Origin of the sequence: Sandaracinus amylolyticus, from assembly GCF_021631985.1 — a bacterium.
Lineage (GTDB): Bacteria > Myxococcota_A > Polyangia > Polyangiales > Sandaracinaceae > Sandaracinus > Sandaracinus amylolyticus_A.
The window spans coordinates 2,501,024-2,526,810 of the sequence record NZ_CP070225.1; the positions used below are offsets into that span (position 1 = coordinate 2,501,024).

Genomic DNA, 25,787 nt, shown 5'->3' on the forward strand with positions numbered 1-25,787 from the left:
CCTCCGTCGGCAACGCGTGAAACGTGGCGATTTGTCGCGTTCTCGCTGCATCGGAGAGCGCGAGCCGTTAGAGTCCGCGCCCCATGGCGACCACCCGACGCACACCCGCTCCGATCTCGATCGACGTGACCGACCGCCCGCTGCCCGTGCCCGGGTTCCGCCTCGCGGGGATCAGCGCGGGGATCAAGGCGAACGACCGTCCCGACCTCGCGTTGATCGTCGCGGACGAGCCGGTGAGCGTCGCGGGCGTGTTCACGAAGAACCGGGTGCAGGCCGCGCCGGTGCGCGTCGCGAAGGAGCGCGCGAAGGCCGGCAAGGCGCGCGCGGTGCTGGTCAACAGCGGCAACGCGAACGCGTGCACCGGCAAGGCAGGGCTGGACGCGACGAAGCGCACGACCGAAGCGGTCGCGGAGCGCCTCGGCGTCTCGGCGAAGGCGGTGCTGCCCGCCTCGACCGGCGTGATCGGCGCGGTGCTCCCGGCCGAGACGATCGTGCGCGCGAGCGATCGCCTGATCGAGGCGCTCTCGATCGACGGCGGCGCGGACTTCGCGCGCGCGATCATGACGACCGATCAGTGGCCGAAGGTCGCGTGCGCGCAGGTCCGGCTCGGACGTGAGACCGCGACCGTGCTCGGGATCGCGAAGGGCGCAGGGATGATCCATCCCGACATGGCCACGACGCTCGGCTTCGTGATCAGCGACGCGGGCGCGAGCCCGGCGCTGCTCAAGAAGCTGCTCAAGGCCGCGATCGATCCGACGTTCAACGCGGTGAGCGTCGACGGTGATACCAGTACGAACGACACGGTGCTGCTCATGGCGTCGGGCAAGGCGGGCTCGGTGCGCCCGGGCTCGAAGGAGGCCGCGACGCTCCAGGCCGCGCTGACCGAGGTGCTCGGCGCGCTCGCGAAGAGCATCGTGCGCGACGGCGAAGGCGCGCGACACGTGGCGCGCATCGAGGTCGAAGGTCTCGCGAACGATCGCGCGGCGCGCACGGTCGCGCGCACGATCGCGACCTCTCCGCTGGTGAAGACCGCGCTGCACGGGCGCGATGCGAACTGGGGGCGCATCCTCGCGGCGGCGGGCCGCGCGGGTGTCGCGTTCGATCCGGATCGCGCGGAGATCCGGATCGGAGACGAGACCATCGTGCGCGGCGGGATGCCGGTCGGGAAGGACGCCGAGGCGCGCGCCGCGACGATCCTTCAGGGCGCCGAGTACACGATCCGCGTGACGCTCGGGAAGGGCCGCGGGCGCGCGCACTACCTCACGTGCGACCTCGGGCCCGACTACGTCGCGGTGAACGCGAACTACCGGAGCTGACCGCGACGCCCGCCGCGCCGGATCGGTGCGGCGGGCGCGCGCGTGGCGGTCGTCGTCGTGCCCGCGTCGACCTCGGCCGCGCCCGCGTCGTAGGCGAGCGGCGTGAGGACGAAGCGTGCCTCGCCGATCGTGGTCGATACCTGCCGCGTCTGCGGTGCGTATCCCTCGAGCGACACGTGCAGGAACACCGCGGGGAGCCGGGGATCCGCGGAGAGCACCGCGGGCGTGCGCGCCTGCACGTCGACGCCGTCGACCACGACGTGCGCGCCGGGCGGCTCCGAGATCACGTGGAGCGCACGCGCCGACGAGCTCCCCGCGTCGATCGTCGCGAGCTCGGTCGGCGTCGCCTCGGGCCCGACCGGCGGGACCACGGCCGATGCCTCGGGCGGCGGCGTGCCTCCCGCGAGCACACGCGCCGCGAGGAAGGCGAGGGTGCCCGCCGCGATCAGCCCGAACGCGCCGAGCAGCGGCGGGATCGTGCGCGCCGCGGGCCGGAGCCGCATCGTGGTCTCGACCGCGCGATCGAAGGGCGGCGGGGGGAGCGCCGGCACCGGCACGCGCGGCGGGACCGCCTGGGTCGGCTCCTCCGGCTCGATCGGCGGGCGCTTGCCCGCGGGCACCGTGGGCTCGTCGAGCTCGGTGCTGATCGTCGCGGGCGAGGGGCCACGACGCGGCGGACGGGTCGCGGCGTCGTGGGAGATCGACTCGTCGATCCTCGGGTGCGGCGTGGGCTCGACCGCGCCGGGCGCGGGCGGCGGCGACGAGCTGCGCGGCGGCAGGCCGACCTTCCGCGTGCCGTCGAGCGAGCGCGGAGGCGTCGCGTCGGGGCGCAGCAGCGGCATCGCGCGTCGCGTGGGCTCGTCCTCGGGCGGCGGGGCGGAGCTCGACACCTTGCGCGTCCCGCCGTCGCGCGCTTCGCCGCGCGGGAAGACCGGGCGCGGCTTCACCGAGGTCGGCCGGCGCAGGGGCTGCGGGCCTTCTTCGTCGGGCACGAGGTCGCGCGCGAGCGCCGCGAGATCGACCTGCGTCGGCACGATGCCGCGCTCGCTCATGTGCGCCGCGAGCTCGTCGATGAGCTTCTGCACCGACTCGGGCCGGCCCTCGGGGTGCGGCGCGAGGCAGCGCGCGATCAGACGATCGAGCGCGCCGGGGATCGAGGGGCGCACGTCGCGCGGCCGCTTGTAGCGAGCCTCGAGGATGCGATCGAGCAGGTTCGGCTCGTCGCTGACGTCGAACGGATGCTTCCCGACGAGCATCTCGTAGAGGAGGATCCCGAGCGCGAACACGTCGGCGCGACGATCGACGGGCGCGGTGCCCGTGAGCGCCTCGGGCGCGATGTACCCGTAGGTGCCTTTGATGACGCCGGTGCGCGTCTCGTAGACCTTCGTCGCCGCCTTCGCGATGCCGAAGTCGATCAGCTTCACCGAGCCGTCGTACGAGACGACGACGTTCGCGGGGTTGAGATCGCGGTGCACGATCCCGAGCGGTCGGCCCAGGTCGTCTCGGCGCTCGTGGACGTAGTGCAGCGCCTCCGCGACGCGCAGCGCGATCCCGAGCGCGGGCTTCTCCGGCAGCCCCGGCATCGACGCCCGCTGGGCCGCGCCGAGGATCTGGTGCAGCGTCGGCCCGCGCACGTACTCCATGACGAGGTAGTGCGTGTCGTCGACCTTCCCGAGGTCGAACACCTGCGCGATGTTCGGATGCGAGAGCGCGGCCATGAGCCGCGCCTCGTCGAGGAACATCGTGACGAACTCCTCGTTCTGCTCGTGCTTCTCGAGGATCTGCTTGAGCACGACCGTGCGCTCGAGCCCCTCGATCCCGCGCTGTCGCGCGAGATAGATCTCCGCCATCCCACCGACCGCGATCTTGCGGACGATGCGATAAGGTCCGAGCTCTTCCCTGGGGCCGGCCACGAGGCGCGCGAGTCTACCACCCGGATCCAGGGCTGCATGATAGGCTGTTGACGTTCTCCATGAGCGGGTCCACGCGCGCGCCCGGTTCGCCGATGGGCGATGCCTCGCACGGCGAGCCCCATGCCGGGCCTCGTCGAGGGGATGCGTTCGTCGATCGACTCGCAGATCGCCTCACCGCGGCGCATCCGCCGCCGCCCCTCGATCCCTCGGCCGCGGACGACGGGCGGGCGATCGAGACGATCCCGCCACGCTCGCGGATCGCGGTCGAGGCGAGCGACGTGCGGCGCATGCCCGACGATCGCGACGACGCGATCGACTTCCCTCCGGCCGGTCCCTCGCAGCCGCCCGACGCGTTCTCCGAGTTCGAGGAGGACGATCTCGTCAACGAGCACACCGCGATCGACGATCGCGACGGGCTGCTCAGCGAGAGCACGCAGATCTACGACGAGGCGCCGCCGATGCCGGTGCTCTTCGTCGAGTCGGGGCGCGATCAGGGCCGCGAGTACGTGCTGGTCGAGGGCGAGACGACGGTCGGTCGCGGGATCGACAACGAGGTGATCCTCGCCGACGTCTCGGTGTCGCGCCGACACCTCAAGGTCGTGCGCGAGAGCAACGTGCTGGTGCTGCGCGACATGGGCAGCGGCAACGGCACGATGGTCAACGGCCGTCGCGTGAGCTCGGTGACGCTCTCGGAGGGCGATCGCATCGAGCTCGGCGAGACCGTGCTGGTGGTGCGGGTGCCGGGCGCGGAGCTCGCGCCGGCGAGCACGTCCGAGCCCGAGGTGGTGCGCCCGCCCGAGCACACGACCGACGAGATCATGCGCTCGGCGGGCCCGTCGTTCGAGATGCCGCTCTCGACGCACAGCGAGTGGGGATCGCTGCCGCCCGTCGCGGGCGGGCCTTCGATCCCTCCTCCTCCACCGTCGTCGACTGCGTGGGTCGGCTCGAACGAGCGCACGGGGAGCGTGGTGCTCGACCGGCGCACGCTGCTGATCTCGGCGGCGGGGATCGCGGTCGGCGCCGCGGTGCTCGGTGCGCTGGTGGTCGCGGTCGTCATGCGCGGCGGCGGGACGCAGCCCCAGCCGGTCGCGTCGACGCTGCCCGTCGAGACCGCGCCCGTCGCGGTCCCCGCGTACGTGCCGCCGGTGGCGACGATCCCGACGGTCGCGGTGCAGCCGGTCGCACCGCCGCCGCCGGTCGCGCCGATCCCGGCCGTGAATCCGGTGGTCGCGGCCGAGCCGGTCGTCGAAGCGGCCGTGGAGCCCGAGCCCGCGGCAGAAGAGGAAGCGGAGCCCGCGCCGCGACTGCGCGGAGCCCGTCCCGTGCGTGCCCGACCGACGCGCAGCACCGCGCGCGTCGAGCCTGCGCGGTCCGCGCCTGCGCGCGGAGCGCGGGGTGGCGACACCGTGCTCTCGGCGTACCGCAGCGGCGACTTCGCGAGCGCATCGCGCGCCGCGCGCGCCGGCGGGCAGGGCGCGCTCGCGACGCAGATCGATCAGTTCGCGACTCACTATCGCGCCGCACAGGGCGCATCGCGCGGCTCGGCCCAGGCGATCTCCGCGCTCGAGCGTGCGATCGCGATCGACAACCAGATCGTGCGCGGCGGTCACTACGGCGCGCGACTGAGGCCTCAGCTCGTCGCCGCGTACCTCGACTCGGCGCAGTCCGCGATCGGATCGCGCCCTCAGGACGCGTGCCGCCGCGTCCAGCTCGCGCTGCGTCTCGACGACGGTGCGCGCGCCACGTCGCTCGGCCGGCAGTGCGAGCAGCGCGCGCAGTCGCTCCTCGGCGAGGCCCAGGGCGTCGAGCGCAACGACGCGAGCCGCGCGATCGCGCTCTACCGTGCGATCTTGCCGATGGTCCCCTCGAGCAGCGCGACCTACACGCGCGCGCGCCAGCGCATCGACGCGCTCTCGCGCACCCGCTCCGTCGACGAAGACGAGTAGCCCGTCACGGGCACCAGGGGCGCGCGAGGTACACGCCCGCCGGGTCGCTGAACGCGAGCCCGATGTCGCTCTCGCTCGCGGACCAGATGGGCCGCGCGTCGGGAAGCGAGTAGACGAAGCGCTGCGAGAGATCGTCCGCGCGCATCGCCACGATCGCGGGGCCCGGCGTGTCCGGCGTTCCGAACGGGAGCTGCGCGTACGCGACCCGCCCGTCGAACCGTAGGAACGCGAGCGGCGCGCCTCGGTCGAGCCGCGAGGTCGGCGGCGTCGTCCAGCTGGCACGGCTGAGCTCCACGAGCTCGTCGCCTCGGCGCTCGAGCGTGACGAGCACGACGTCGAGGATCGTGCTCGTCGTGCCCGAGGACGCAGGGCTCGGGTGCCATCCCATCACGGCGATCCGATCACCGCGCACTGCGAGCGCCTGGATCCCGAAGTCGAGCTGCAGCGGGCCGACCACCTGCTCGCTCCCGCCCAGCTCGACCCAGTAGACGTCGGCGAGCTCGTCCGCCGGCGTCGTCGCGAACGCGAGCGCGCGATCGTCGTGCACCCGCGAGACCACGCCGACGAGCTCGCCCGACGGCACCTCGATCGCCTGCTCGAGCCCCGTGACGAGCGCACGGGGGTGGAGGAACTGCTCCCCGGTCCACCGCCGCACATGCAACCGCGTCGACGAGGTGTCGCGCTCGATCGCATACACGTTGCGGTACGTGGCATCGACGTGCAGAGGCTGGCCGTCGAGCGTGTGCGAAGCGTGGTCGGTCGGTCGCTCCTCGGCGTCGAACGAACGCCCGATCACGTCGACCTGGGCCCACCACCCGACCGTCTCGACGGAGCCCGGGACACTTCCGCTCGCCCATCGCGCGCCGTACAGGCCGATCGGGCCCTCGGCGGGGACCTCGACGATGACGCCGCCCGGCATCCCGTGGTGCTGGCCACCCGCGACGGCGCGCGGAGCCGCCGGATCGCTCGCGTCGAGCGCCACCGCAGCGGCGTCGTCGCGCAGGTGCAGTGTCGTGCCGGAGGCCCGCACCCATCCCGGCCAGAACCGCTCGACCTCGCCGATCTCTTCGAGGTACGGCGCGCTCGATCGAAGCCGGAACAAGCGTAGATCGTCCGACATCATGTCGTCGTGGCTCGCCCACGGAATCGCGGCGGGCAGAATCCGCTCCGGGCCGAGCACTTCCTCGGAGAGCGTGACGAGCGGGTCGGCTGCGCCGGGGCGGACCTCCAGCACCATGAACACACGCTCGGCCGGGCCGCGCACACGGTTCGCGACGACCTCCAGGCCGCGCCGCGTGTGCCGCGCCGCGATCACCGGGATCTCGAGATGGGCGACCTCGACGAGATCCGACTCGCGCAGCAGGTGGACCCCGCGGCTCGTCGCGAGCGTCACGTAACCGGCCCCGACGTGCACGGACTCCGAGGGGATCTCGAGCGTGCCGTCGGGCGCCATGACCTGCGTTCGGAAATGGTCCGCGACGAACGCCTGGTGTCGATCGCTCGACGCGGCGACCGCTTCGCACCCACCCGCGAGGAGCACTCTCCTGCGTTCGACCGGCGCGTCGCGATCGCTCGCGTCGATCACGTGCAGGTCGCTGGGAGCGCCGTAGAGATCCATCGAGCAGAGGAGCAGGCTCGTGTCGAGCGCCGCGGCATGGATCACGCGCCGCACGTCGTCGCCGAGCTCCAACGTTCCGCGTGCGACCAGCTCGTCTCCGCGGATCTCGAGCAGCCCGACGCGACGTCCTGAGGACGCGACGAGCTCGGCTCCCGAGTACGCGACGAGCCCGTCGCCGAGCCACCAGTTCATCCCGACGGGCATCTCGAGCATCAGCTCGTCGAGGACCTCGAGGAGCCCGTCGACGACGTGCACCAGGACGACCCGAGTCCCCGACCCCGCGCGCTGGAAGAACAGCAGATGGTCGGGGCCGACTCCCAGCCCGGGCCCAGGAAACGGCGCCGATGCGGTCGAGCGCAACGCCGCGGCGCCCGTCGAGGGCTCACCGCTGGTGCAGACCCCGGAGACGCATCGATCGCCGGCGGTGCAAGCGTCGCCGTCGTCGCAGAGCGTACCGTCGGGCGCGGGCGTCGAGACACAAGCGTCGCCCACCAGCGCGTCGCGCGTACATGGGTCGAGATCGTCGCACCTCGGATCGACCGGCACCCACGCGTCCGGCGGCACCCACGCGTCGGGCCCGGCGTCGTCGAAGTGGCCGGAGTCTTCGAAGTGGCCGGCGTCGTGCCGACCTGCGTCGAGCGCCCCCGCGTCGACCTGCTCGCGCGTGCCACCGCATCCGACGGAAGCGGCGACCAGCGTCAACGCGAGGGCTTCCCACCCGAGATGTGTGTGCATCGCGCTCTGGATGGCGCGACCACCGACGATCCGTCAAGCGCGCGCTGCTGCGCGCGCTCGCTCAGGGATGGCCCTTCTTCTGCAGCACGCTCGCGACGCGCTTGTCGAGCTCGTCGAAGTCGAACGGCTTGTCGAGGTGATCGTCGGCCCCGTAGAGCGGCGACGTCATCTCGTTGAGGCGCTCACCGATGCCGGTGAGCATGATGACGCCGGTGCCCTCGAGCGACGCGTCCTCGCGGATCGCGCGGCACACTTCCCAGCCGCTCATGCCCGGCATCATCACGTCGAGCACGACGAGATCGGGCTTCTCGCGACGCGCGACCTTCAGCGCCTCCTCGCCATCCGACGCCTCGAGGATGGTCGCGTCCATGCGACGCAGATGTCGCGTCACGAGCGCGAGGATCTCGATGTCGTCGTCGGCGACCAGGATGGTCGGCTTCTGCCTGCTCTTGTCGGCCATCGGGGAGCGAAACCTCCGAGCGGCCCGCATCCTCTGCGGGCACGGCTCGCCTGTCAATGGCTTCGCGAGGCGCCTGCCTTCGGGAACTTTCGCGTGAAGCTACCCACGCTTGACCGACCTCGTTCCCGCAGAGCACGCTCCGACGCACACCCGGAGGAACCCCCGAATGAGGATTCGCCTCGCGCTCGCATCGCTCCTCGCGCTGTCCATCGGCACCGGCTGCTCGCCGACCGTCGGTGACGCCTGTGACGACGCGCTGGCGCGGACTCCTTACTACGACCGGAATGGTTCCCCGCTCTACCCGGGGCAGGCCTACATCGTCGAGCAGTGCGCGAGCTGCCACGGCGAGGACGCCGCCCTCGGCGCCCCGGAAGGCCTGAATTTCCCGGTCGGTCTCGTGAGCGGCACGGGTGAGCAGGCGATTTCGGGCGGTCGGCGGCTCCTGTGGGCCCAGGCGAACGTCCACCGCCAGCGCGACCTCATCTACTCGCAGGTCGTCAACGGTGCGATGCCACCCCGCGGGTTCGTGCCGGCGGGTGAGTCGGCCTACCGCGACGCCGAGGACAACGTGCTGCCCAGCCTGCGCACCGCCGAGGGCCAGGAAGCGCTCCGGAACTGGCTCGCCTGCGGGTCGCCGGTGATCGAGCGGACCACCCCGCTCGCGCAGCCCTGCACGGCGCCCGGCGATTGTCCGGTCACGAACTTCTGCGTGCTCGAGGATCCCGATCCCACCGACGAGATCGATCCCCGGAACCAGTGCCTGAACGTCGGCGACATCGTCCCGGCGGCGGGCGGCGGGATCGACTGCGAGGGTGAGCCGCAGGCGACGTGGTCGTGGATCTACACCTGCCTCTTCGCGGCGGATCAGACGTGCACCAGCGCGGCGTGTCACGGCGGCGGCGCGATGGGCGGCGGGCTCGCGATGCCCGATGCCGCGACCGGCCACGCGAACCTGGTCGGCGTCGACTCGGAGCCCGCGGGCGACTGCATGGGCCGCGTGCGCGTCGTCGCGGGCGATCCCGACGCGTCGCTGCTGATCCACAAGATCGAGATGGGGAACCCGATGTCGTGCGAGACGCCGATGCCGATCGGCCCGCCGCCGCTCTCGGAGGAAGAGGTCGCGATCATCCGCCAGTGGATCACCGACGGCGCGATGAACAACTGAGCGCGCCCGGCGCGTGATCACGACGGCGGCCGGTGTCCTTCGGGGCACCGGCCGCTCGCGTTCCGTCGGCTGGACGCGCCGCGTCATCCGAGGGACAACCGCGATTCTTCGCGGCGGTGGTCCGCGAACGAGCAAACGAATTCGATGGCTGGCGAACGCGATCTCCTCACTGCTCTCTCGCAGCGTCCCGTGGTGTTCGACGGGGCGATGGGCACGCAGATCTACGAGCGCGGCGTGCTCTACACGCAGAACTTCGACCAGCTCTGCGTGACGCGCGCGGATCTCGTGAAGTCGGTGCACGCGGGCTATCTCGCGGCCGGTGCGGAGGTCCTCCAGACCAACACGTTCGGCGCCAATCGCTATCGCCTCGCGCTGCACAACCTCGAGGGACAGCTCGAGGCGATCAACCGCGCCGGCGTCCGCATCGCGCGCGAGGTCGCGGGCGATCAGGCGTGGGTCGCGGGCTCGATCGGGCCGAGCGGGAAGATCCTCAAGAGCGTGCGCGCCGGTGAGCTCGACGAGCTGCGCGAGGCGTTCCGCGATCAGGCCGCGGTGCTGCTCGACGAGGGCGTCGACGCGCTGATCCTCGAGACGTTCCGCCAGCCCGAGGAGGTGCGTCTCGCGATCGAGGGCGCGAAGCTCGCGCTCGACGCGACCGCCGAGGACAAGCGCTGCCCGATCATCGCGAGCGTGTCGTTCGACTCGTTCGGCACGATGGCCGACGGCACCGGCCCCGAGGAGATGGCGCAGCGGCTGGTCGCGTGGGGCGCCGACGTGATCGGCGTGAACTGCGCCGACGGCCCTGCGGGCGTCTACGAGACCGCGACCAAGATGCTCGGCGCGGGCCGGCCGATCGTCGCGCAGCCCAACGCCGGCCTTCCGCGCCGCGTCGAGGGGCGCTTCGCGTACATGGCGACGCCCGACTACTTCCTCGTGTTCGCGCGCCGGATGCTCAAGGCGGGCGTGCGCGGCATCGGCGGTTGTTGCGGCACCACGCCCGAGCACGTGCGGCAGATGGCGGCCGCGGCGCGCATGGTCGGCGCGACGGGCGAGGTCGGCGGGCCCGAGATCGTCTCGCTCGCGGGCGCGCACGAGCTGCGCGAGGCGACGCCCCAGGTCGCGCCCGGCGTGACGCGGATCTCGCTCGCCGAGAAGGGCCCGCTCGGCGCGAAGATCGGCAAGAAGTTCGTGGTGTCGGTCGAGGTGAACCCGCCCGCGGGGCTCTCGCCGCAGAAGGCGCTCGATGCGGCTCGCATGCTGCGCGACGGGGGCGTCGACGTGATCAACGTCGCCGACGGCGCGCGCGCGACGGCGCGCATGGGCAACTTCGCGCTCTGTCACCGCATCCAGGACGAGCTCGGGATGCCGGCGATCATGCACGTGACGACGCGCGACCGGAACCTGCTCGGGCTCGTCGCGCACCTGCTCGGCTGTCACGAGCTCGGCCTCACGAACCTCGTCGTGATCACCGGCGATCCCCCGAAGATGGGCGATTTTCCCGATGCGACGCCGGTCTACGACGTGGACTCGGTCGGCCTGCTGCGGCTGATCGACGGCATGAACCGCGGGTTCGATCCCGGCGGCAAGCCGCTCGGGGGCGCGACGCGATTCCTGCTCGCGACCGGCGCCGAGCCGGCGGCGAAGGACTACCAGCGCGAGCTCGATCGCCTGAAGAAGAAGCGCGAGGCGGGCGCCGAGATCGTGATGACGCAGCCGGTCTACGATCCGGACGTGCTCGATCGCTTCCTGAACGACGTCGCGTCGCTCGAGATGCCGGTGCTCGTCGGGCTGCTGCCGCTCGCGAGCTATCGGAACGCGGAATTCCTGCACAACGAGGTGCCGGGGATGAGCGTGCCGCACGAGATCCGCGAGCGGATGCGCAAGGCGGGCGCGGGCGAGGAAGCGCGTCGCGAGGGCGTCGCGATCGCGCGCGAGATGCTGCTCGCCGTGAAGTCGCGCGTGGCCGGCGCGTACATCATGCCGCCGCTCGGGCGCTACGAGCTCGCGCTGCGCGTGATCGACGGCGTGGTGTGATCGAGGTGGCGGGCGCGGGGCTCCGGCCTCATGCGTCCGCTCGATGAGCGAGCTCCACGTCTCGACGGTCGGCGACGGTGATCCCGTCGTCCTGCTCCACAGCGGCGGGATGTCGTCGCGTCAGTGGCGGAAGGTCTCGGAGCGCCTCGCGCCTTCGTACCGCGTGATCGCGCCGGATTTCCTGGGGTCGGGCGAGAGCCCGCCGCACCACGAGCCCTTCGATCACGTGCAGGACGTCGAGGCGGTCGAGCGCGTGATCGATCGCGCCGGTGCGCCGGTGCACCTCGTGGGGCACTCGTACGGCGGGCTCGTCGCGCTCACGATCGCGCGGCGTCGCCCGGGCACGATCCTCTCGCTCGCGGTCTACGATCCGGTCGCGTTCGAGCTGGTGCGCGAGGCGAACGACGCGGAGGCGCTCGCCGATCTCGATCGGGCGGCGCGCGATCCGATCTTCACCGACGACGCGCGCGGCGGCAGCGCGGAGTGGTACCGCGCGTTCGTCGAGTTCTGGAACGGGAAGGGCGCGTGGGACGCGCTGCCCGAGGAGCGACGCGCGTCGTTCCTGCGCGTGGGCGCGAAGGTGTACCTCGAGGTGCGATCACTGATGCGCGACGCGACGCGCGCGGACGCGTACCGCGCGATCAGCGCGCCCACGCTGCTGATGCACGGTCAGCGATCGCCGATCGTCGCGCATCGCATCGTCGCGATCCTCGGGCGCACGATCGCGCGTGCCTCGGTGCGTGCGATCGAGGGCGCCGGGCACATGGGGCCGATCACGCACGGCGACGTGGTGGAGCGCGCGATCGCGGAGCATCTGTCGGGGGCGACGTGAGGCGCGCGATCGTCGCGCTGACGGTGTTGCTCGCGTCGTGTGCAGGGGCCCCGTCGGTGCAGCCGAGCCCGCGCGGTCTCGACGCGCAGCTCACGACGTTCCCCTATCCGCACGAGGTGCGGATGCATCCGATCGTGATGCAGGGGCATGCGCTCGAGATGGCGTACATGGACGTCGCGCCCTCGGGGCCGGCGCGCGGAACGGTCGTGCTCCTGCACGGGAAGAACTTCTCGGGCGCGTACTGGGCGCGCACCATCGATGCGCTCGTCGCGCTCGGCTTCCGCGTGATCGCGCCGGATCAGATCGGGTTCGGTCGATCGAGCAAGCCGATCGACGTGCAGTACTCGCTGCACACGATGGCGCGTCACACCCTCGATCTGCTCGACGCGCGCGGCGTGCAGGGCGTCGCGGTGGTCGGGCACTCGATGGGCGGGATGCTCGCGACGCGGATCGCGCTGGTCGCGCCCGATCGCGTCGAGCGGCTCGCGCTGGTGAGCCCGATCGGGCTCGAGGACTGGCAGCGCGTCGCGCCCTACGCGACCGTCGACGCGCTCTACCAACAAGAGCGACGGCGCACGCCCGACGACGTGCGCGGCTACATGCGCGACGCGTACTTCGCGGGCCGGTGGGACCCCTCGTACGAGGCGCTCGTCGCGATCCAGGTGGGCTGGCTCGAGGGGCCCGACGCCAACGTGATCGCGCGCGTCTCCGCGCTCACCAGCGACATGATCTTCACGCAGCCGGTGGTGCACGAATTCGGCGATCTGCGCGTGCCGACGTTGCTCGTGATCGGACAGCGCGATCGCACCGCGCTCGGTCGGGATCGTGCGAGCGCCGAGGTCGCGGCGACGCTCGGCGACCATCCCGCGCTCGGTCGTCGCGCGGCCGAGGCCATCCCCGGCGCGCGTCTGGTCGAGCTCGACGACGTCGGGCACGTGCCGCACTTCGAGGCGTTCGATCGGTTCTTCGAGCCGCTCTCGTCGTTCCTGACGGACGAGCGATGAAGCGCGTCGTGATCGATCGGCCGGGCGGCTACGAGCGGCTGCGCGTGGAGGAGGCGCGCGACCCCGAGCCCGCTCTCGACGAGGTGCGCGTGCGGGTGCGCGCGAGCGGCGTGAACTACGCGGACTGCGTGATCCGCATGGGGCTCTACGAGTCCGCGAAGCACTACGTCGGGTATCCGATCACGCCGGGCTTCGAGGTCGCGGGCACGGTCGACGCGGTGGGCGCGCTCGCGCGCGACGTCGCGATCGGGACCGAGGTGATCGCGGTCACGCGCTTCGGCGGGTACGCGTCGCACGTCGTCGTGCCGCGCGCGCAGATCTTCGCGAAGCCGCGCGCGCTCTCGTTCGACGAGGCGGCGAGCATTCCTGCCAATTTCCTGACAGCGCACTGGGCGCTGCTCGGGCTCGCGAAGGTGCGCGCGGGCGAGACGATCCTCGTGCACTCGGCGGCGGGTGGCGTCGGCGGCGCGCTCGCGCAGCTCGGTCGTCGCGCGGGGGCGCGCGTGATCGGCGTCGTCGGTCGTCGCGAGAAGATCGACGTCGCGCGCGGGCTCGGGTGCGACGTGGTGATCGACGCGTCGAGCGAGGACTGGGTCGCGCGGGCGCGGGTGCTCTCGCCGCGCGGATACGAGATCGTGCTCGATGCGAACGGCGCGTCGACGCTGCGCGCGAGCTTCGAGCTCCTCGGCACGCCGGGGCGGCTCGTGATCTACGGCTTCCACTCGATGCTGCCGCGGGGGCGGGGGCGTCCTTCGCTGACGCAGCTCGCGCGGACCTGGCTCGCGACCCCGCGCTTCGATCCCCTCGCGATGACCGGCACGACCGCAGCGTGCTCGCGCTCAACCTCAGCTATTTGTTCGAGGAGCGCGCGATCCTCCACGAGGGCATGCGCGATCTGCTCGATGCCTTCGCGCGCGGGGAGCTCGTCGCGCCGCCGATCACGCGCTTCGCGCTCGACGACGTGGCGGACGCGCATCGCGCGATCGAGACGGGGACGACCGTCGGCAAGCTCGTGCTCGTGCCGTCGTGAGCGCGGTACGCTCGTGACGTGGTGGACTGGGAGCGGGTCCAGCGCGAGCGGGAGGAGCGCGAGCTTCGCGCCGCGGCGCGTGCGCGAGAGGAGCGCGAGCGCGGCAAGAAGGGGCTCGTCGCGATCGCGTCGCTCGCGATCGCCGCGCTCACCGGCGCGCTGGGGTGGGCGATCGACCGGCGCGCGCTCTTCGTCGCTTCGCTGCAGGCCGCGGGCGTCGGGCTCGCGGTGCTGCTGGTCTACGTGGTGGAGCAGACGAGCGGGCGCGGGATCGAGGAGCTCGATCCCGCGCCACGCAGCGTGGTGCGCGGTCTCGCGTTGTTGCTGATGGTCGCGCCCGCGCTCGCGTTCTTCGCGTGGGCGGCGCAGCAGCTCTGACTCATTATCAGTGCGACCAGTCCGCGTGCGATGCGGCGTGCTCCGCGATCGCGCAGGGGACGCGGTGGTTGCCGCCGATGTCGGCGAAACGGATCGCGCCCGCGAAGTCGCGGCCGTCGTGCTCCTGCACGAAGCTCACCGGCGTCGCCTGGCAGAGCCCGCTGGGGAAGCGCGCGATCGCGACGCCGCCCATCGCGCGCCGCAGGATGATGCCGGTGTGGCGGTGCCGGATCGTCTCCCAGTCGCTCGACGTGAGGCGCAGCGCGAGGAACGTCTCGGGCCAGCGGCGGCCCGCCGCGCCCTCCTGGAGCGCGCGGAACGCGGTGTCGCGGAGCGCGCGCTGGTTCATCGCGTCGGAGTGCGAGGTCAGCAGGCCGCGCACGATCCCGTCGAGGTACGCGTCCGCGGTGAGCGGCTCGGCGTGCAGCACGCGACGATCGGGGGCGTCGCTCTCGGGCGCGCTCTCCGCGAGCGCGATCGTGCCCGCTCGGAGCGTGCCGATGTACGCGGTCCCCGGCTGCGTGAGTGAGGGGTTCGGCCCGCCGAAGACCACGCGCCCGTCGCAGCCGATCGCCCAGAGGTGCGTGAGCTCGGTCTGCACCGCGAACGTCCCGCTCGCGCCCGGCGCGATCTCCACGCGCGTGTCGCCGTAGCCCTGACCGTCGTTCGTCTCGATGCGACAGATCGCGCTCGACGTCTGGTTCTCGAGCGTGACCTCGCCGCGATGCGGACCGCTCGGCTGCGCGGGCGCGGCGACCTCGGTGAAGCGCAGCTCGAAGGGCGCGCTCGTGCCCGCGCGGTAGGTGCCGACCCAGACCTGGTGCGCGCCCTCGGCGAACGCGCCCGCGACGCGTGGATTGCGCGAGCCGCCCGAGTCGTCGTCGCAGGCGAAGGTGCCGTCGGGGTGCTGCACCACGAGCGTCGTGTCGGCGCTCGAGGTGACGCGCAGCTCGAGGCCGTCGAAGGGCGCGCTCGCGTGGAGCACGAGGGTGGGCTCGTCGCCGATCGCACCGACGCACTCGCTCGAGAGCGCGTTCGCGGCGCGCGCGCCGCTCGCGGTGCCGGTGATCACGTTCGCGTCGGTCGAGAAGCCGCGATCGAGCGTGAGCTCGGTGCTCGCGGTCGAAGTGGTCGGCTCGGCGGCACGGCCGCGGCCGAGCAGCGAGCACCCGGTGAGCGAGACGAGCGCGAGCGCGATCACGATCGAGCGATGGTTCATCGTGCGTGTTCCTCCTGGCTGCGTCGTATCGCGCCGGACCGCAGCGGCGCGCGGCGCGTAAGGAGTCGTAAGGAGGGGCGCAACGCGCGGGCGCGGTCCGTATACTCGGCGCGCTGGATGCTCACGGAGAACGCGCTCCACCGGGCCTACCGCGACATCACGCTGCTGCGCGCGAACCTCGGGTTCCGCTTGCTCGCGGCGCGCCGTGTCGGGGATGGCCGCGCGTGTGTGCTCGTCGCGCCGAACCGCCTGCGCGATCCCGCGCGATCCCGCGCTGCGCTCGAGCGGGCGGCGGCGGCGCACGCGCGGATCGAGCACCCCGCGGTGCCGCGTACGACGCGGCTGCACGAGGTCGAAGGGCGACCCGTGCTCGAGCTCGAGTGCCACGCGATCGCCGATGGGCTCGAGCTGCTCCGGCGGCTCTCGGCGAGCGGCACGTTGATCCCGTACACGGCGGCCGACGGGTTCATCGTCGGGCTGCGCGTCGCGCTCCAGGCCGCGCACCGCGTCGGGCTCTGCCTCGGGCGGATCTCCAATGCGAACGTGCTCTTCGGGCCCGACGGACGCCTTCATCTCGTCGGCTTCGGCCACAATTTCGCGCTCGAGGACGAGAACGGGCTGCCCGAGCCGAGCATCCCGCAATTCGCCGCGCCCGAGCTCGCGATGGGCGGCGCCGCGAGCCCCTCGGGCGACTACGTCGCGCTGCTCGCGCTGATGCGCGCCGGCATCCCGATGGTCGACACCACCGGCGCGATGCGGCGTGTCCTCGGAGCGATCGCGACCCGCACCGACGCGGCGCTGCTCGAGCTGGTGCTCTGGGTCGAGCGGCGCGTGATGTCGGCGATGCCCGACGCGCGCGCGAGCATCGACGAATCGGTGGCGACCGCCGATCGCATCCGCGCGCTGCTCGGTGTCGAGCCGGACCACGCGGGGTTCGCCGCGCTCGCGGCGCGCACGCTGCGCGATCCCGCGATGGGCGAGGCGCTCGTCGCGCGCGGACCGAGCGGGCAGCCCTCGCTCGTCGTCGGGCCCGACGCCGAGTGGATCCAGTGGGACGAGGAGCGACGGCGGCTGCGTGGTCCGATGCGCCGCGTGCTGCTCGTGCTCGTCGAGAAACAGCAGCTCGGCTCGCCCGAGCCGGTGCGCACGGTGGATCTCGCGGAGGTCGGCTGGCCCGACGAGCAGGCGGAGCACGAGTCCGCGCTGAACCGCGTCTACGTGACGATGAACCGGCTGCGCAAGGTGCTGCCCGAGGGCAGCGTCGAGCGGTTCGACGACGGCTATCGACTGCGGCCCGAGGTCGCGGTGCATCGCGTCGGCGTCTGATCGCCTTACACGCTCTTACGACGCGCGTCGTGCGCGCGCGCCGGCTCGTAGGGTGGCTCGTCTCCCACGTTCGTGGAGAAGGAGGGACGAGACTTGAGAGCATCGACGATCGCGCTCGGCATCGTGCTCGCGCTGGCGGGGTGTGGGGCCGAGAGCGCGCCGCCCGCGCAGACCGAGATCGCCGCGGCGCCCGCGCCGGCGCAGCCCAGCGTCGCGCCCGCGGCGGCCCCGAGCGGTACGCCGGAGGAGCGCTGCGAGGCGGTGGTGGAGCGGCACTGGACCGAGGCGCGCGCGATCCTGGAGGCGCTCGGCGCCACGGATGCGAGCGGGACCCGTGAGGCGTACCTCGCGCTGATGCCGCGCTACGCGAGCCGGTGCGCGGCGCTCGCGCCCGAGCGGCTCGACTGTCTGGAGCGCGCGGAGCGCACGCTCGACGGCATCGGTGCGTGCGCGGTGAACGAAGGGCTCTCGCTCGGCGATCAGCTGCGCCCGCCGCAGCTCCCGTGGCTCGTACCGAGCGCGATCCGCCCCGAGACGTTCTCGGGCGAAGGGCTCGCCGCCGATCGCGCGTCTGCGCTCTTCGCGTCGCTCGCGGGTACCTGGGAGCTGGGCGCGGAGCGCCTCTCGTTCGCGGCGGACGGCACGATCCGCGTGGAAGGTCGTCAGCCGGCCGAGCTGCGCGGGCGTGTGTTCGACGAGCGCGCGATCCGCGGTGAGCCGGTGGGCGAGGGGCGCGCGCGCAACCTCGTCGTGCTGCGCGCGGGCGACGAGCTCTTCGTGTCGAGCATCTACACGAGCCAGCCCTCGCCGATCGACGCGAGCGGGAGCGCGATGCTGATCCACGGCGACGAGGTGTTCGCGGCGCGCGGTCTGCGAGGCACGCCCGAGTGCAGCGGATGGACCGAGCACGGCGCGCAGCTCGCCGAGGTGCACTGCGCGATCGAGAGCGAGCGTCTCGTGGTGCGCTATCGCGTGGGACGACAGGTCGACGGCACCGAGGCGACGAGCGAGCAGCGCATCTCGTTCCGCGTGCTCGAGCATCACGTCGCGCCCGACGAGGCGCGCCTCTGGTACCGGCGCGCTCAGCCGTAGCGCGCGATCAGATGGAACGCGCGGCCCGCGGCGCCGGGCGCTGCGTCGAGGTCCGGCTCCGCGATGTCCCAGTCGCACGCGCTCGCGAGCAGCGCACCGTGCACGACGTCGCGGTGCGGGCGCTCGCGCATGTCGGCGCCGCGCACCCGCGTGAGCCCGGGCGGCGGCGTCGCGAGCGCGGCCGCGATCACGCCGTGCGCGAGGTGCACCGACGCGATCGGTCCGTACGGGACGAGCAGCGCGCGCGTGGGCTGGGCGCGCAGCGCGAGCGCATCGTGCGCGCCGAGCGTCGCGGCGAGCACGTTCACGGTGTGCGCGTCGAGCGAGCGTGTCGCGCGCTCGCGCGCGCGAGTGATCGCAGCCGCGTCGAAGGGCGGGGAGGGACCTTCGTCCGCGCTCGCCGTCGCGACCTCGACGCCCACCACGACCCGGAAGCAACCGTCGAAGCCGCGGTACTCCTCGAAGCGCGAGAGATCGTGGGCGGGGACCAGCGCGAGATCGCCGGGGACGATCGTCTGCCAGCGATCCCACGTCGCGAGGAACGCGTCGCCGAGGCCACGGAAGAGGAGCACGCGGCCGAAGAGCAGCGCACCGCCGGTCGCGTCGAGGAACGCGGGGGCCGGGCGGGCGGGGTCGGCGAACGTGGACGTGGCGCGCATCGCGATCTCCACGGAGCCATGTACGCGGTGAGTGGATGCTTCTACCCGCGCACGTTTGCTCCGTGCGGGCTGCGCGCCTAACCATTCGCGCGTGAAGACACGCTCCATCGTGCTCGGGTGGATGGGGGCCGCGCTCGCGCTCCCGCTCGTGGGATGCCCCGGTGGCGTCTGCCCCGCGGTGCGCTTCGAGGATCCAGCGACCGCCATCGCCTCGTATCAGCAGTCGCGCGAGCCGCTGCGCGTGATGCGGGCCGAGGCGCGCGTCGATCGTCGCGACGAGGAGGGACGCATCCGCGGCACCGTGATGATGTTCCTCGAGCGCCCCGATCGCGTGCGCTTCGATGCGATGACGCAGATGGGCCCGGCCGCGATCCTCACGAGCGACGGGACCACGTTCGAGCTCACCGATCTGCGCGAGGATCGCTTCTACGTGGGCCCGACGTGCCCCTCGAACATCGAGCGCCTCCTGGGGATCCCGCTCGCGGGCGACGAGGTCGCGCTGCTGCTCACGGGCCAGACCCCGCGGATCGAGGCGACCCGATCCGAGATGCGCTGCGATGGCGGCACCTACCACGTGACGCTGCACGGGAGCGACGGGCGCACGCAGACCCTCGCGCTCGAGGTGCGCCCCGAGGATCGCGAGCAGCCGCCGGACCAGCAGCAGATGCGCCTGCGCGAGTCGCGGGTGAACGCGGCGAACGGCGCGCTCGAGTGGCGCGTGAGCTGGGACGACTACCGCGCGGTGCAGGACCCGAGCGGCGGCGCCGCGGTGACGATGCCGTTCCGCATCCAGTTCGAGCAGCCCTCGCGCGGCATCGACACGCTGGTGCGCTTCGAGTCGATCGATCTGAACGCGGAGGTGCCGGCCGATGCGTTCGTGCAGGAGGCCCGCCCGGGCTTGCAGGTCGAGACGGTCCAGTGCGAATGACGTGGTAGATTCGCGCGCCTGATGGCCGAACCGCTCCTCGTCGTCGAGGACCTCGTGACGGTGTTCGAGACCGACGAGGGCCCGCTGCGCGCGGTCGACGGCGTCTCGTTCGAAGTGCCGAAGGGCGGCACGCTCGCGCTGGTCGGCGAGAGCGGCTGCGGCAAGAGCGTGACGTCGCTCTCGATCATGGGGCTCGTGCCCGAGCCGGGGCACGTCGCGAGCGGGCGCATCCTCTTCGGCGGGCGCGATCTCGCGAAGATGGACGAGCGCGCGCTGCGCGCGCTGCGCGGCCGGCGCATCTCGATGATCTTCCAGGATCCCTCGAGCTCGCTGAACCCGGTGTACACGGTGGGCCGGCAGATCGAGGAGACGCTGCGCGCGCACCTCGGGATGAGCGCGAGGGCCGCGCGGGCCCGCGCGATCGAGCTGCTCGCGAAGGTCGGCATCCCCGCGCCCGCCGAGCGCGTCGATGCGTACCCGCACCAGCTCTCGGGCGGCATGCGGCAGCGCGTGATGATCGCGATCGCGCTCGCGTGCGAGCCCGAGCTCTTGATCGCCGACGAGCCGACGACCGCGCTCGACGTGACGATCCAGGCGCAGATCCTCGAGCTCCTGGGCACGCTGCAGCGCGAGACCGGCACCAGCGTGATCCTGATCACCCACGACCTCGGCGTGGTCGCGGAGCTCGCCGACGAGGTGGTCGTGATGTACGCGGGGCGCGTCGTGGAGCGCGCCGAGCGGAGCGCGCTCTTCGCGTCGCCGCGTCATCCGTACACGCGCGGCCTCTTGCGCAGCGTCCCGTCGAACGCCGCGGTGTCGCGCGCGGCGCGCCTTCCCACGATCCGCGGCGTGGTGCCCGATCTGCGCGCGCTGCCCGCGGGGTGTCGCTTCCAGGATCGCTGCGAGCACGCAGCGCCCGCGTGTCGCGAAGCGGATCCCGCGCTCGTCGCGCTCACGATGGGCGCCGCCCCGGGCGCGCTCACGAGCCATCGGGTGGCGTGCGTGCGCTCGAGCGAGCTCGCGTCGGGTGGGCTCGCCGCGCAGTCGCAGGAGACCGGCGTTGTCTGAGATCGCCGCCGAGAGCACGCAGCGCGCGCCGCTGGTCGCGGTCGAGCGCCTGACCAAGCACTTCGCGCAGCGACGCGGGCTCTTCGATCGCGGCTCGCGCGTGGTGCGTGCGGTCGACGGAGTCGATCTCGAGGTCGGGCCGCGCGAGACGCTCGGGCTCGTGGGCGAGTCGGGCTGCGGCAAGAGCACGCTCGGCCGCCTGGTGCTGCGGCTGATCGAGCCGACGTCGGGCCACATCCGCTTCGAGGGCCGCGAGATCACGACGCTCTCGCACGATCAGATGCGCCCGCTGCGGCGGCGCATGCAGATCGTGTTTCAGGATCCGTACGGGGCGCTCGATCCGCGCCTCACGATCCAGAGCGCGATCGGCGAGGCGCTGCGCGTGCACGGCCTCGCGCGCGACGTGCACGAAGAGCGCGGCCGGGTCGCGGAGCTGCTCGAGAAGGTCGGCCTCCGCGCCGATCACATGCGCCGCTATCCCCACGAATTCTCGGGCGGTCAGCGCCAGCGCATCGTCATCGCGCGCGCGCTCGCGGTCGATCCGCGCTTCGTCGTCGCCGACGAGCCGGTGAGCGCGCTCGACGTCTCGATCCAGGCGCAGATCGTCAACCTGCTGAAGGACCTGCAGGACGAGCTCGGGCTCTCGTACCTGTTCGTCGCGCACGACCTCGCGGTCGTGCGCTGGATGAGCCATCGCGTCGCCGTGATGTACCTCGGGCGCATCGTCGAGATCGCGTCGTCGGAGGCGATCTGGGAGACGCCGAAGCACCCCTACACCAAGGCGCTGCTGAGCGCGGTGCCCACGCTCGATCCCGAGTCGCGCCGCGCGCGCATCGTGCTCGAGGGCGACGTGCCGAGCCCGCTCGCGCCGCCCTCGGGGTGTCACTTCCATCCGCGCTGCCCGATCGCGAAGAAGGGGCTCTGCGACGTCCGCGATCCCGCGCTCGAGGAGAAGCGTCCGGGGCATCGCGTCGCGTGCCACCTCGCGGAGTGATCGATTGCCTCTTGTGGCGCCCCCGCGCGTGCCCACGTACGGGCCTTCTGGGGCAAGCACCGAGGGGGGAACGTGGGGGGACCACCGCATGTGGATCGTGGAGGCGTGCTCGTCGCCGTGATCGACGAGGACCCGTGGGCGGTGCGGAGCGTGAACGGCGTGTTGCGTGACGTCGGCTTCCGTACGCTCGGCTTCAGCTCGCCGCTCGCTGCGCTGGAGATCCTCGTGCCGCGACGCTTCGACGTCGTCATCACCGAGCACCGCATGAAGGAGCTCTCGGGCGCGCAGCTGAGCTCGCTCGCGCGCGAGCGCATGGGCGACGAGCGCCCGGGCTTCGTGCTCCTCACGCGGTCGCTGGTGTCGGTGGAAGGCAACGAGCGCGCGCTCTTCGACGCCTGCCTCGCGAAGCCCTTCCAGGTGATGGATCTGGTCGCCGCGATCGAGGAGTCGGTGAGCGCGCGGCCGCGGAAGTCCGCGCGCCCGAGGCCCGCGACCGGTGCACGCTGGCTGCACGGCACCCCGAAGGGCAAGACCGCGAGCTGAGCGATCCAAAATCGGCTCGCCGGCGGAGGGGCCTCCCGTCCGCGTGCGCCGCACGCTCCAGTGCGGGCCCTCCGCCAGCGAGCACTCCAGCTCGCGTCAGCGCACCGCGGCGACGACCTCGCGCGCCGGGGGCCGCGAGGTGAGGGCGTGCTCGAGCTCGCGCAGCGAGAGCGCCCAGCTCACGTCGGCCTCGGAGCCGGGCGCGGCGCGGGTGAGGACGCGCGCGTCGTAGCAGTCACAGGTGCGAACGATCGCCTCGCGGAGCATGTCCCTCGTGTCGAGCCCGTCGGCGAGCCGCTCGAGGTCGCGAACGCAGCGCGCGATCTCGCGACGCAGCTCGTGCTCGTAGGTGCGCAGCGGGCGGAGGCCTGCGGGCGTCGTCAGCGCTTCGAGGTCGAGCCGGAACTCGAGGTCGAGCAGCTGTCGCGCGACGTGGCGGGCGCGACCTCGAGCGAACGAGAGGACCATCGCCGTCTGCCCGAACCGCATCGCAGAACCTCCGCGACGGGACGGGTGCAGTGTATGTGCCGCGCTCCGATCTCGACGTGTGCTCTCCGAGCGAGGATGGGGCGCGATCACCAATCGTTGCCGGCCGGCGTGCGCGCGAGCTGTCCTCGCGGCAGCACCTCGCGCGCGCCGACGTCGTCGCTCGCGAGCTCGAGCGGGAGCTCGGCGACGACGTCCTGGGTGATGCGCCGCCACGTCGCCCAGTCGTGCCTTCCCTCGACGACGATCCGGTGATCGGGAGCGACCTCGCCCGCGAGCAGGCGCTGCGCGACCGCGAACCGATCGTCGCGGCCGAACGCGAGCCAGAGCGGCGGCATGCGCTCGGGGTGCGAGCCGTAGCCGGCGAGCCATCGCCAGACCGGTCGCGGATCGTGGAGCACTCGCGAGATGCGACAGGGGCGATCCGGTGTCGCACGTGCCCACGCGACCAGGCCACCGTGCCTCGCGAGCTCGCGCTCGAAGCGCGCCGCGAACCCGGGCGTGCCGAGGTACGGAGAGACGAGCACGAGACCGTCGATGTCCTCGGGATGCTCGCGCGCGGTGAGCACGGCCGCGAGCGCGCCCATCGAGATCCCGACGAGCCACACCTGCCGGTACCCGCGACGTCGCGCTTCGAGCACCACGTCTTCGTGCACGCGATCGACGACCGACTCGTCGCGGTAGTCGTAGAGATGCAGCGACATCGCGACGACGTCGCAGGTCGGTCTCGCGCGATGGACCTGATCGACGACACCCTCTCGCTCGAACGCATCGGGATCGTCGAAGAACCCCGGCAGCAGCACGAGCAGGCACGACGCCCGCGCCTCGGCGCTGCCCCAGTGGTAGTGCAGCGCGGGCACCGGACGCGAGGGCGAGCGCAGGAGGTACCCGCAGCCCGACATCGAGGTCGCGAGCGCGAGGACCAGCGCGAGGTGAGTCGCTCGACGCGCGGCCGCGCGAGCGGACGAGGCGGATCGCGTGGTCGCTCGCACGGCGCGCGGCGGTGCATGCGAGGTGCCGTGGGGCGCGCGAGGTCGCGCGTGTGGCGACGATGCGCGGGCGTGGCGAATCGCTCCATCTGCGCGCGACCGCCACGTCGGAAAATAGCGGGTTCCTGAGGCGGAATGCACGTTGCTTTGGCACTTCGCCACGAGGAGCCATGCCGCACCCGAAGCGAGTCGTCGCGATGTGCACGATCGTCCTCGCGACGATCACCGCGTGGGAGGTCCCAGCGCACGCCCAGGACGGCGACGCGACGCGTCTCTTCGAGGAGGGCGTCGCGCTGCGCGAGGCGGGTGACAGCGCGGGCGCGGTCGAACGATTGCGTCGCGCGCACGCGCTCGATCCCGGCGATCGCACTGCGTACAACCTCGCTGCGGCCCTCGTCGATCGCGGCGATCTCGTCGAGGCGCAGCGCCTCCTGCGCCGCGTCGTGGCGAGGCAGCGCGACCTCCTCGTCGCCGACGCCGCGCGCGAGCTGCTCTCGCGCATCGAGGAGCGGATCGCGTCGGTGCAGCTGCGCATCGCGAGCATCCAGCCGACGCACGCCCTCTACGTCGACGGCGCGGCCACCGATGCCGGCGCGGGCGCGCGCGAGATCTCGCTCGATCCGGGGCGCCACCGGCTCGAGGTACGCGACGATCGCGGCGTGGTGCTCGCGCGCAGCGAGGTCGAGCTGCGCGAGGGAGAGCGACGCGCGGTGGTGCTGCATCCGGTCGCGCCGGCGCCCACGTCGTCGGCGGCGCGTGACGGCGCGAACGGCGCGCGGGATCAACACGGCGTGCTCACCACCCAGGTCGAGTCGGGCGGCGACGACGCGTGGATCTGGCTCGGCGTCGGCGCGGGGATCGCCGCGGCCGTCGCGATCGGCGTCGTGATCGCGGTGCTCGCGCTCGGCGGGCAGGGTGGGGGCACGCCGCAGCCGGGCGATCTGCCGCCCGTGATCGTGCGAGGTCGCGATGGCTGATCGGCGCGCGTGGTGGGGGATCGCGATCGTGATCCTCGCCGGGTGCAGCAACGATCCCACGCGCATCGTCGTGATCGCCGACACCGATCTCGCGGTGCCCGCGTCGATCGACTCCGTGCGCTTCGTGGTCGACGCGCGTGCGATCGGCGGTGACGTGGTCACGCGCGAGGTCGACGTGAGCGCGACCCCGCTGCCTCTCGTGCTGCCGGTGGTTCACGACGGCGGGCCGCTCGGACCGATCACGATCGAGGCCGAGGCGCGCAAGGGCGCCGCGGTGGTGGTCGCGCGCTCGGCGCGCCTCGCGTTCGTGCCCTCGCGATCGATCGCGCTGCACCTCGTGCTCGCGTCGTCGTGCGTGATGCGCCAGTGCGACGGAAACGACTCGTGCGTCGACGGCGCGTGCGCGTCGATCGACGTCGACGCGAGCTCGCTGCCCGAGTGGACCGGTCGACAGGGGCTGATGCCGGTCGTGATGGGCGAGCCGATCGATCCCGGAGGCGACGCGGGCGCGCCGCGCGCCGACGCGCAGACGCCGCAGAGCGATGCGGGCCAGTGCGCTCCCGGGTGCGCGTGCCGCCAGTCGTGCGAGTCCGCGTGCACGTGCAGCGCGGGCTGCGAGTGCACGTTCTCGTGCCCAGCGAACGGCACCTGCGAAGACATGAGGTGCGACGGTGGCGACTGCCGCTACGAGGTGCGCGGCGCGTCGAACGTGAAAGGACGCTGCGAGCACGGCGCGCAGTGCCTCGTCGACGCGGTGGGCACGTCGAACGTGATGCCCTTCGAGTGCCGCGACTCGTCGAGCTGCGAGCTCGACTGCACCGGCACGTCGAATTGCGAGCTGCGCTGCGAGAGCTCCTCGTCGTGCCTGCTGCGCTGCGACGGCGTGTGGGGCGGAGACTGCGTGCTCCAGTGCAGCGGCACCCAGACGCGGTGCGCGGACGATCTCGTCGTCTGCAATCGCGCGTGTCCGTGAGCGGCGCGTGGCGCGCTCTCGCGCACACGAGGTGAGCTGCCACGCCCACGGTCGCGTGCACGCCCTCGCTTCCTGGGCGAGACGAGGCATTCGGGCTCGGTA

23 protein-coding genes and 1 pseudogene are annotated in these 25,787 nt (G+C 72.5%); 17 read left to right on the top strand and 7 right to left on the bottom strand.

The window, feature by feature from the left end; translation table 11 throughout:
- Nucleotides 1–83 precede the first annotated feature (83 nt).
- Nucleotides 84–1,316: a bifunctional glutamate N-acetyltransferase/amino-acid acetyltransferase ArgJ gene (gene argJ / locus I5071_RS10315; protein ID WP_236605254.1), complete on the top strand. Its 1,233-nt coding sequence runs from the start codon at nt 84–86 to the stop codon at nt 1,314–1,316.
- On the opposite strand, the gene I5071_RS10320 is transcribed toward argJ, so the two are convergent.
- Complete coding sequence (locus tag I5071_RS10320; RefSeq protein WP_236605255.1) at nt 1,304–3,229, bottom strand: serine/threonine-protein kinase; 1,926 nt, start codon at nt 3,227–3,229, stop codon at nt 1,304–1,306. The two genes, argJ and I5071_RS10320, sit on opposite strands and share 13 nt — an antisense overlap.
- Before the next feature lie 59 nt (nt 3,230–3,288).
- Here I5071_RS10320 and I5071_RS10325 point away from each other — a divergent pair, with 59 nt between their 5' ends.
- Nucleotides 3,289–5,175, top strand: a complete 1,887-nt coding sequence (locus I5071_RS10325) for an FHA domain-containing protein (RefSeq protein ID WP_236605256.1) — start codon at nt 3,289–3,291, stop codon at nt 5,173–5,175.
- A 4-nt stretch (nt 5,176–5,179) separates the two neighbouring features.
- Here the strand turns inward: I5071_RS10325 and I5071_RS10330 are convergent, their stop codons facing one another.
- Together I5071_RS10330 and I5071_RS10335 are read right to left on the bottom strand one after the other, a co-directional pair.
- A complete protein-coding gene (locus I5071_RS10330) occupies nt 5,180–7,528 on the bottom strand; it encodes a hypothetical protein (protein ID WP_236605257.1) in 2,349 nt (782 codons plus the stop codon).
- Nucleotides 7,529–7,589: 61 nt separating this feature from the next.
- On the bottom strand, nt 7,590–7,988 hold the full coding sequence (locus I5071_RS10335; protein ID WP_236605258.1) for a response regulator transcription factor: 399 nt from the start codon (nt 7,986–7,988) through the stop codon (nt 7,590–7,592).
- Between the two features lie 166 nt (nt 7,989–8,154).
- Here I5071_RS10335 and I5071_RS10340 point away from each other — a divergent pair, with 166 nt between their 5' ends.
- From I5071_RS10340 to I5071_RS10365, 7 genes and pseudogenes are all read left to right on the top strand, one after another.
- The gene (locus I5071_RS10340) at nt 8,155–9,153 is read left to right on the top strand and encodes a hypothetical protein (RefSeq protein ID WP_236605259.1); all 999 of its coding nucleotides are present in this window, start codon (nt 8,155–8,157) and stop codon (nt 9,151–9,153) included.
- Nucleotides 9,154–9,297: 144 nt separating this feature from the next.
- Nucleotides 9,298–11,187, top strand: a complete 1,890-nt coding sequence (locus I5071_RS10345; protein ID WP_236605260.1) for a bifunctional homocysteine S-methyltransferase/methylenetetrahydrofolate reductase — start codon at nt 9,298–9,300, stop codon at nt 11,185–11,187.
- Nucleotides 11,188–11,230: 43 nt separating this feature from the next.
- Nucleotides 11,231–12,019: an alpha/beta fold hydrolase gene (locus I5071_RS10350; RefSeq protein WP_236605261.1), complete on the top strand. Its 789-nt coding sequence runs from the start codon at nt 11,231–11,233 to the stop codon at nt 12,017–12,019.
- The gene (locus tag I5071_RS10355) at nt 12,016–13,023 is read left to right on the top strand and encodes an alpha/beta fold hydrolase (RefSeq protein WP_236605262.1); all 1,008 of its coding nucleotides are present in this window, start codon (nt 12,016–12,018) and stop codon (nt 13,021–13,023) included. The genes I5071_RS10350 and I5071_RS10355 overlap by 4 nt, the downstream gene beginning before the upstream one ends.
- A gap of 137 nt (nt 13,024–13,160) precedes the next feature.
- A pseudogene (locus I5071_RS46815) lies at nt 13,161–13,712 on the top strand (zinc-binding dehydrogenase); the annotation flags it as partial.
- A 140-nt stretch (nt 13,713–13,852) separates the two neighbouring features.
- A complete protein-coding gene (locus I5071_RS46820) occupies nt 13,853–14,053 on the top strand; it encodes a zinc-binding dehydrogenase (protein ID WP_329611140.1) in 201 nt (66 codons plus the stop codon).
- 21 nt (nt 14,054–14,074) lie between these two features.
- Complete coding sequence (locus I5071_RS10365; protein ID WP_236605263.1) at nt 14,075–14,431, top strand: hypothetical protein; 357 nt, start codon at nt 14,075–14,077, stop codon at nt 14,429–14,431.
- 7 nt (nt 14,432–14,438) lie between these two features.
- On the opposite strand, the gene I5071_RS10370 is transcribed toward I5071_RS10365, so the two are convergent.
- Nucleotides 14,439–15,650, bottom strand: a complete 1,212-nt coding sequence (locus I5071_RS10370; RefSeq protein WP_236605264.1) for a hypothetical protein — start codon at nt 15,648–15,650, stop codon at nt 14,439–14,441.
- 117 nt (nt 15,651–15,767) lie between these two features.
- Between I5071_RS10370 and I5071_RS10375 the strand changes: the two genes are divergently transcribed.
- Both I5071_RS10375 and I5071_RS10380 read left to right on the top strand, forming a co-directional pair.
- A complete protein-coding gene (locus I5071_RS10375; protein WP_236605265.1) occupies nt 15,768–16,976 on the top strand; it encodes a hypothetical protein in 1,209 nt (402 codons plus the stop codon).
- Nucleotides 16,977–17,069: 93 nt separating this feature from the next.
- Nucleotides 17,070–18,068 (top strand): hypothetical protein, encoded by a 999-nt coding sequence (locus I5071_RS10380; RefSeq protein ID WP_236605266.1) that lies wholly within the window; start codon nt 17,070–17,072, stop codon nt 18,066–18,068.
- On the opposite strand, the gene I5071_RS10385 is transcribed toward I5071_RS10380, so the two are convergent.
- Nucleotides 18,059–18,727 (bottom strand): hypothetical protein, encoded by a 669-nt coding sequence (locus tag I5071_RS10385; protein ID WP_236605267.1) that lies wholly within the window; start codon nt 18,725–18,727, stop codon nt 18,059–18,061. The genes I5071_RS10380 and I5071_RS10385 overlap by 10 nt on opposite strands.
- A 91-nt stretch (nt 18,728–18,818) precedes the next feature.
- On the opposite strand from I5071_RS10385, the gene I5071_RS10390 reads away from it, so the two are divergent.
- From I5071_RS10390 to I5071_RS10405, 4 genes are all read left to right on the top strand, one after another.
- Nucleotides 18,819–19,655: a LolA family protein gene (locus I5071_RS10390; protein ID WP_236605268.1), complete on the top strand. Its 837-nt coding sequence runs from the start codon at nt 18,819–18,821 to the stop codon at nt 19,653–19,655.
- A 21-nt stretch (nt 19,656–19,676) separates the two neighbouring features.
- Nucleotides 19,677–20,723 (top strand): ABC transporter ATP-binding protein, encoded by a 1,047-nt coding sequence (locus I5071_RS10395; RefSeq protein ID WP_236605269.1) that lies wholly within the window; start codon nt 19,677–19,679, stop codon nt 20,721–20,723.
- Nucleotides 20,716–21,717 (top strand): ABC transporter ATP-binding protein, encoded by a 1,002-nt coding sequence (locus I5071_RS10400; RefSeq protein ID WP_236605270.1) that lies wholly within the window; start codon nt 20,716–20,718, stop codon nt 21,715–21,717. The genes I5071_RS10395 and I5071_RS10400 overlap by 8 nt, the downstream gene beginning before the upstream one ends.
- A gap of 105 nt (nt 21,718–21,822) precedes the next feature.
- A complete protein-coding gene (locus I5071_RS10405; protein ID WP_236605271.1) occupies nt 21,823–22,260 on the top strand; it encodes a response regulator in 438 nt (145 codons plus the stop codon).
- A 96-nt stretch (nt 22,261–22,356) separates the two neighbouring features.
- On the opposite strand, the gene I5071_RS10410 is transcribed toward I5071_RS10405, so the two are convergent.
- Together I5071_RS10410 and I5071_RS10415 are read right to left on the bottom strand one after the other, a co-directional pair.
- On the bottom strand, nt 22,357–22,749 hold the full coding sequence (locus tag I5071_RS10410; protein WP_236605272.1) for a hypothetical protein: 393 nt from the start codon (nt 22,747–22,749) through the stop codon (nt 22,357–22,359).
- Between the two features lie 86 nt (nt 22,750–22,835).
- Nucleotides 22,836–23,648: an alpha/beta fold hydrolase gene (locus I5071_RS10415; protein ID WP_236605273.1), complete on the bottom strand. Its 813-nt coding sequence runs from the start codon at nt 23,646–23,648 to the stop codon at nt 22,836–22,838.
- A gap of 257 nt (nt 23,649–23,905) precedes the next feature.
- Here I5071_RS10415 and I5071_RS10420 point away from each other — a divergent pair, with 257 nt between their 5' ends.
- Both I5071_RS10420 and I5071_RS10425 read left to right on the top strand, forming a co-directional pair.
- Nucleotides 23,906–24,712: a tetratricopeptide repeat protein gene (locus tag I5071_RS10420; protein ID WP_236605274.1), complete on the top strand. Its 807-nt coding sequence runs from the start codon at nt 23,906–23,908 to the stop codon at nt 24,710–24,712.
- Complete coding sequence (locus I5071_RS10425) at nt 24,705–25,685, top strand: hypothetical protein (protein ID WP_236605275.1); 981 nt, start codon at nt 24,705–24,707, stop codon at nt 25,683–25,685. Before I5071_RS10420 ends, I5071_RS10425 begins: the two co-directional genes overlap by 8 nt.
- Nucleotides 25,686–25,787: the final 102 nt, after the last annotated feature.

Excerpts from the sequence above, each read along its gene's own strand:
- I5071_RS10370 (WP_236605264.1), bottom strand. The coding sequence starts at position 15,650 with ATGAACCATCGCTCGATCGTGATCGCGCTCGCGCTCGTCTCGCTCACC.
- I5071_RS10345 (WP_236605260.1), top strand. The coding sequence starts at position 9,298 with ATGGCTGGCGAACGCGATCTCCTCACTGCTCTCTCGCAGCGTCCCGTG.
- I5071_RS10415 (WP_236605273.1), bottom strand. The coding sequence starts at position 23,648 with ATGTCGGGCTGCGGGTACCTCCTGCGCTCGCCCTCGCGTCCGGTGCCC.
- I5071_RS10410 (WP_236605272.1), bottom strand. The coding sequence starts at position 22,749 with ATGCGGTTCGGGCAGACGGCGATGGTCCTCTCGTTCGCTCGAGGTCGC.
- I5071_RS10340 (WP_236605259.1), top strand. The coding sequence starts at position 8,155 with ATGAGGATTCGCCTCGCGCTCGCATCGCTCCTCGCGCTGTCCATCGGC.
- I5071_RS10325 (WP_236605256.1), top strand. The coding sequence starts at position 3,289 with ATGAGCGGGTCCACGCGCGCGCCCGGTTCGCCGATGGGCGATGCCTCG.
- argJ (WP_236605254.1), top strand. The coding sequence starts at position 84 with ATGGCGACCACCCGACGCACACCCGCTCCGATCTCGATCGACGTGACC.
- I5071_RS10425 (WP_236605275.1), top strand. The coding sequence starts at position 24,705 with ATGGCTGATCGGCGCGCGTGGTGGGGGATCGCGATCGTGATCCTCGCC.
- I5071_RS10385 (WP_236605267.1), bottom strand. The coding sequence starts at position 18,727 with ATGCGCGCCACGTCCACGTTCGCCGACCCCGCCCGCCCGGCCCCCGCG.
- I5071_RS10420 (WP_236605274.1), top strand. The coding sequence starts at position 23,906 with ATGCCGCACCCGAAGCGAGTCGTCGCGATGTGCACGATCGTCCTCGCG.
- I5071_RS10375 (WP_236605265.1), top strand. The coding sequence starts at position 15,768 with ATGCTCACGGAGAACGCGCTCCACCGGGCCTACCGCGACATCACGCTG.
- I5071_RS10330 (WP_236605257.1), bottom strand. The coding sequence starts at position 7,528 with ATGCACACACATCTCGGGTGGGAAGCCCTCGCGTTGACGCTGGTCGCC.
- I5071_RS10335 (WP_236605258.1), bottom strand. The coding sequence starts at position 7,988 with ATGGCCGACAAGAGCAGGCAGAAGCCGACCATCCTGGTCGCCGACGAC.
- I5071_RS10395 (WP_236605269.1), top strand. The coding sequence starts at position 19,677 with ATGGCCGAACCGCTCCTCGTCGTCGAGGACCTCGTGACGGTGTTCGAG.
- I5071_RS10350 (WP_236605261.1), top strand. The coding sequence starts at position 11,231 with ATGAGCGAGCTCCACGTCTCGACGGTCGGCGACGGTGATCCCGTCGTC.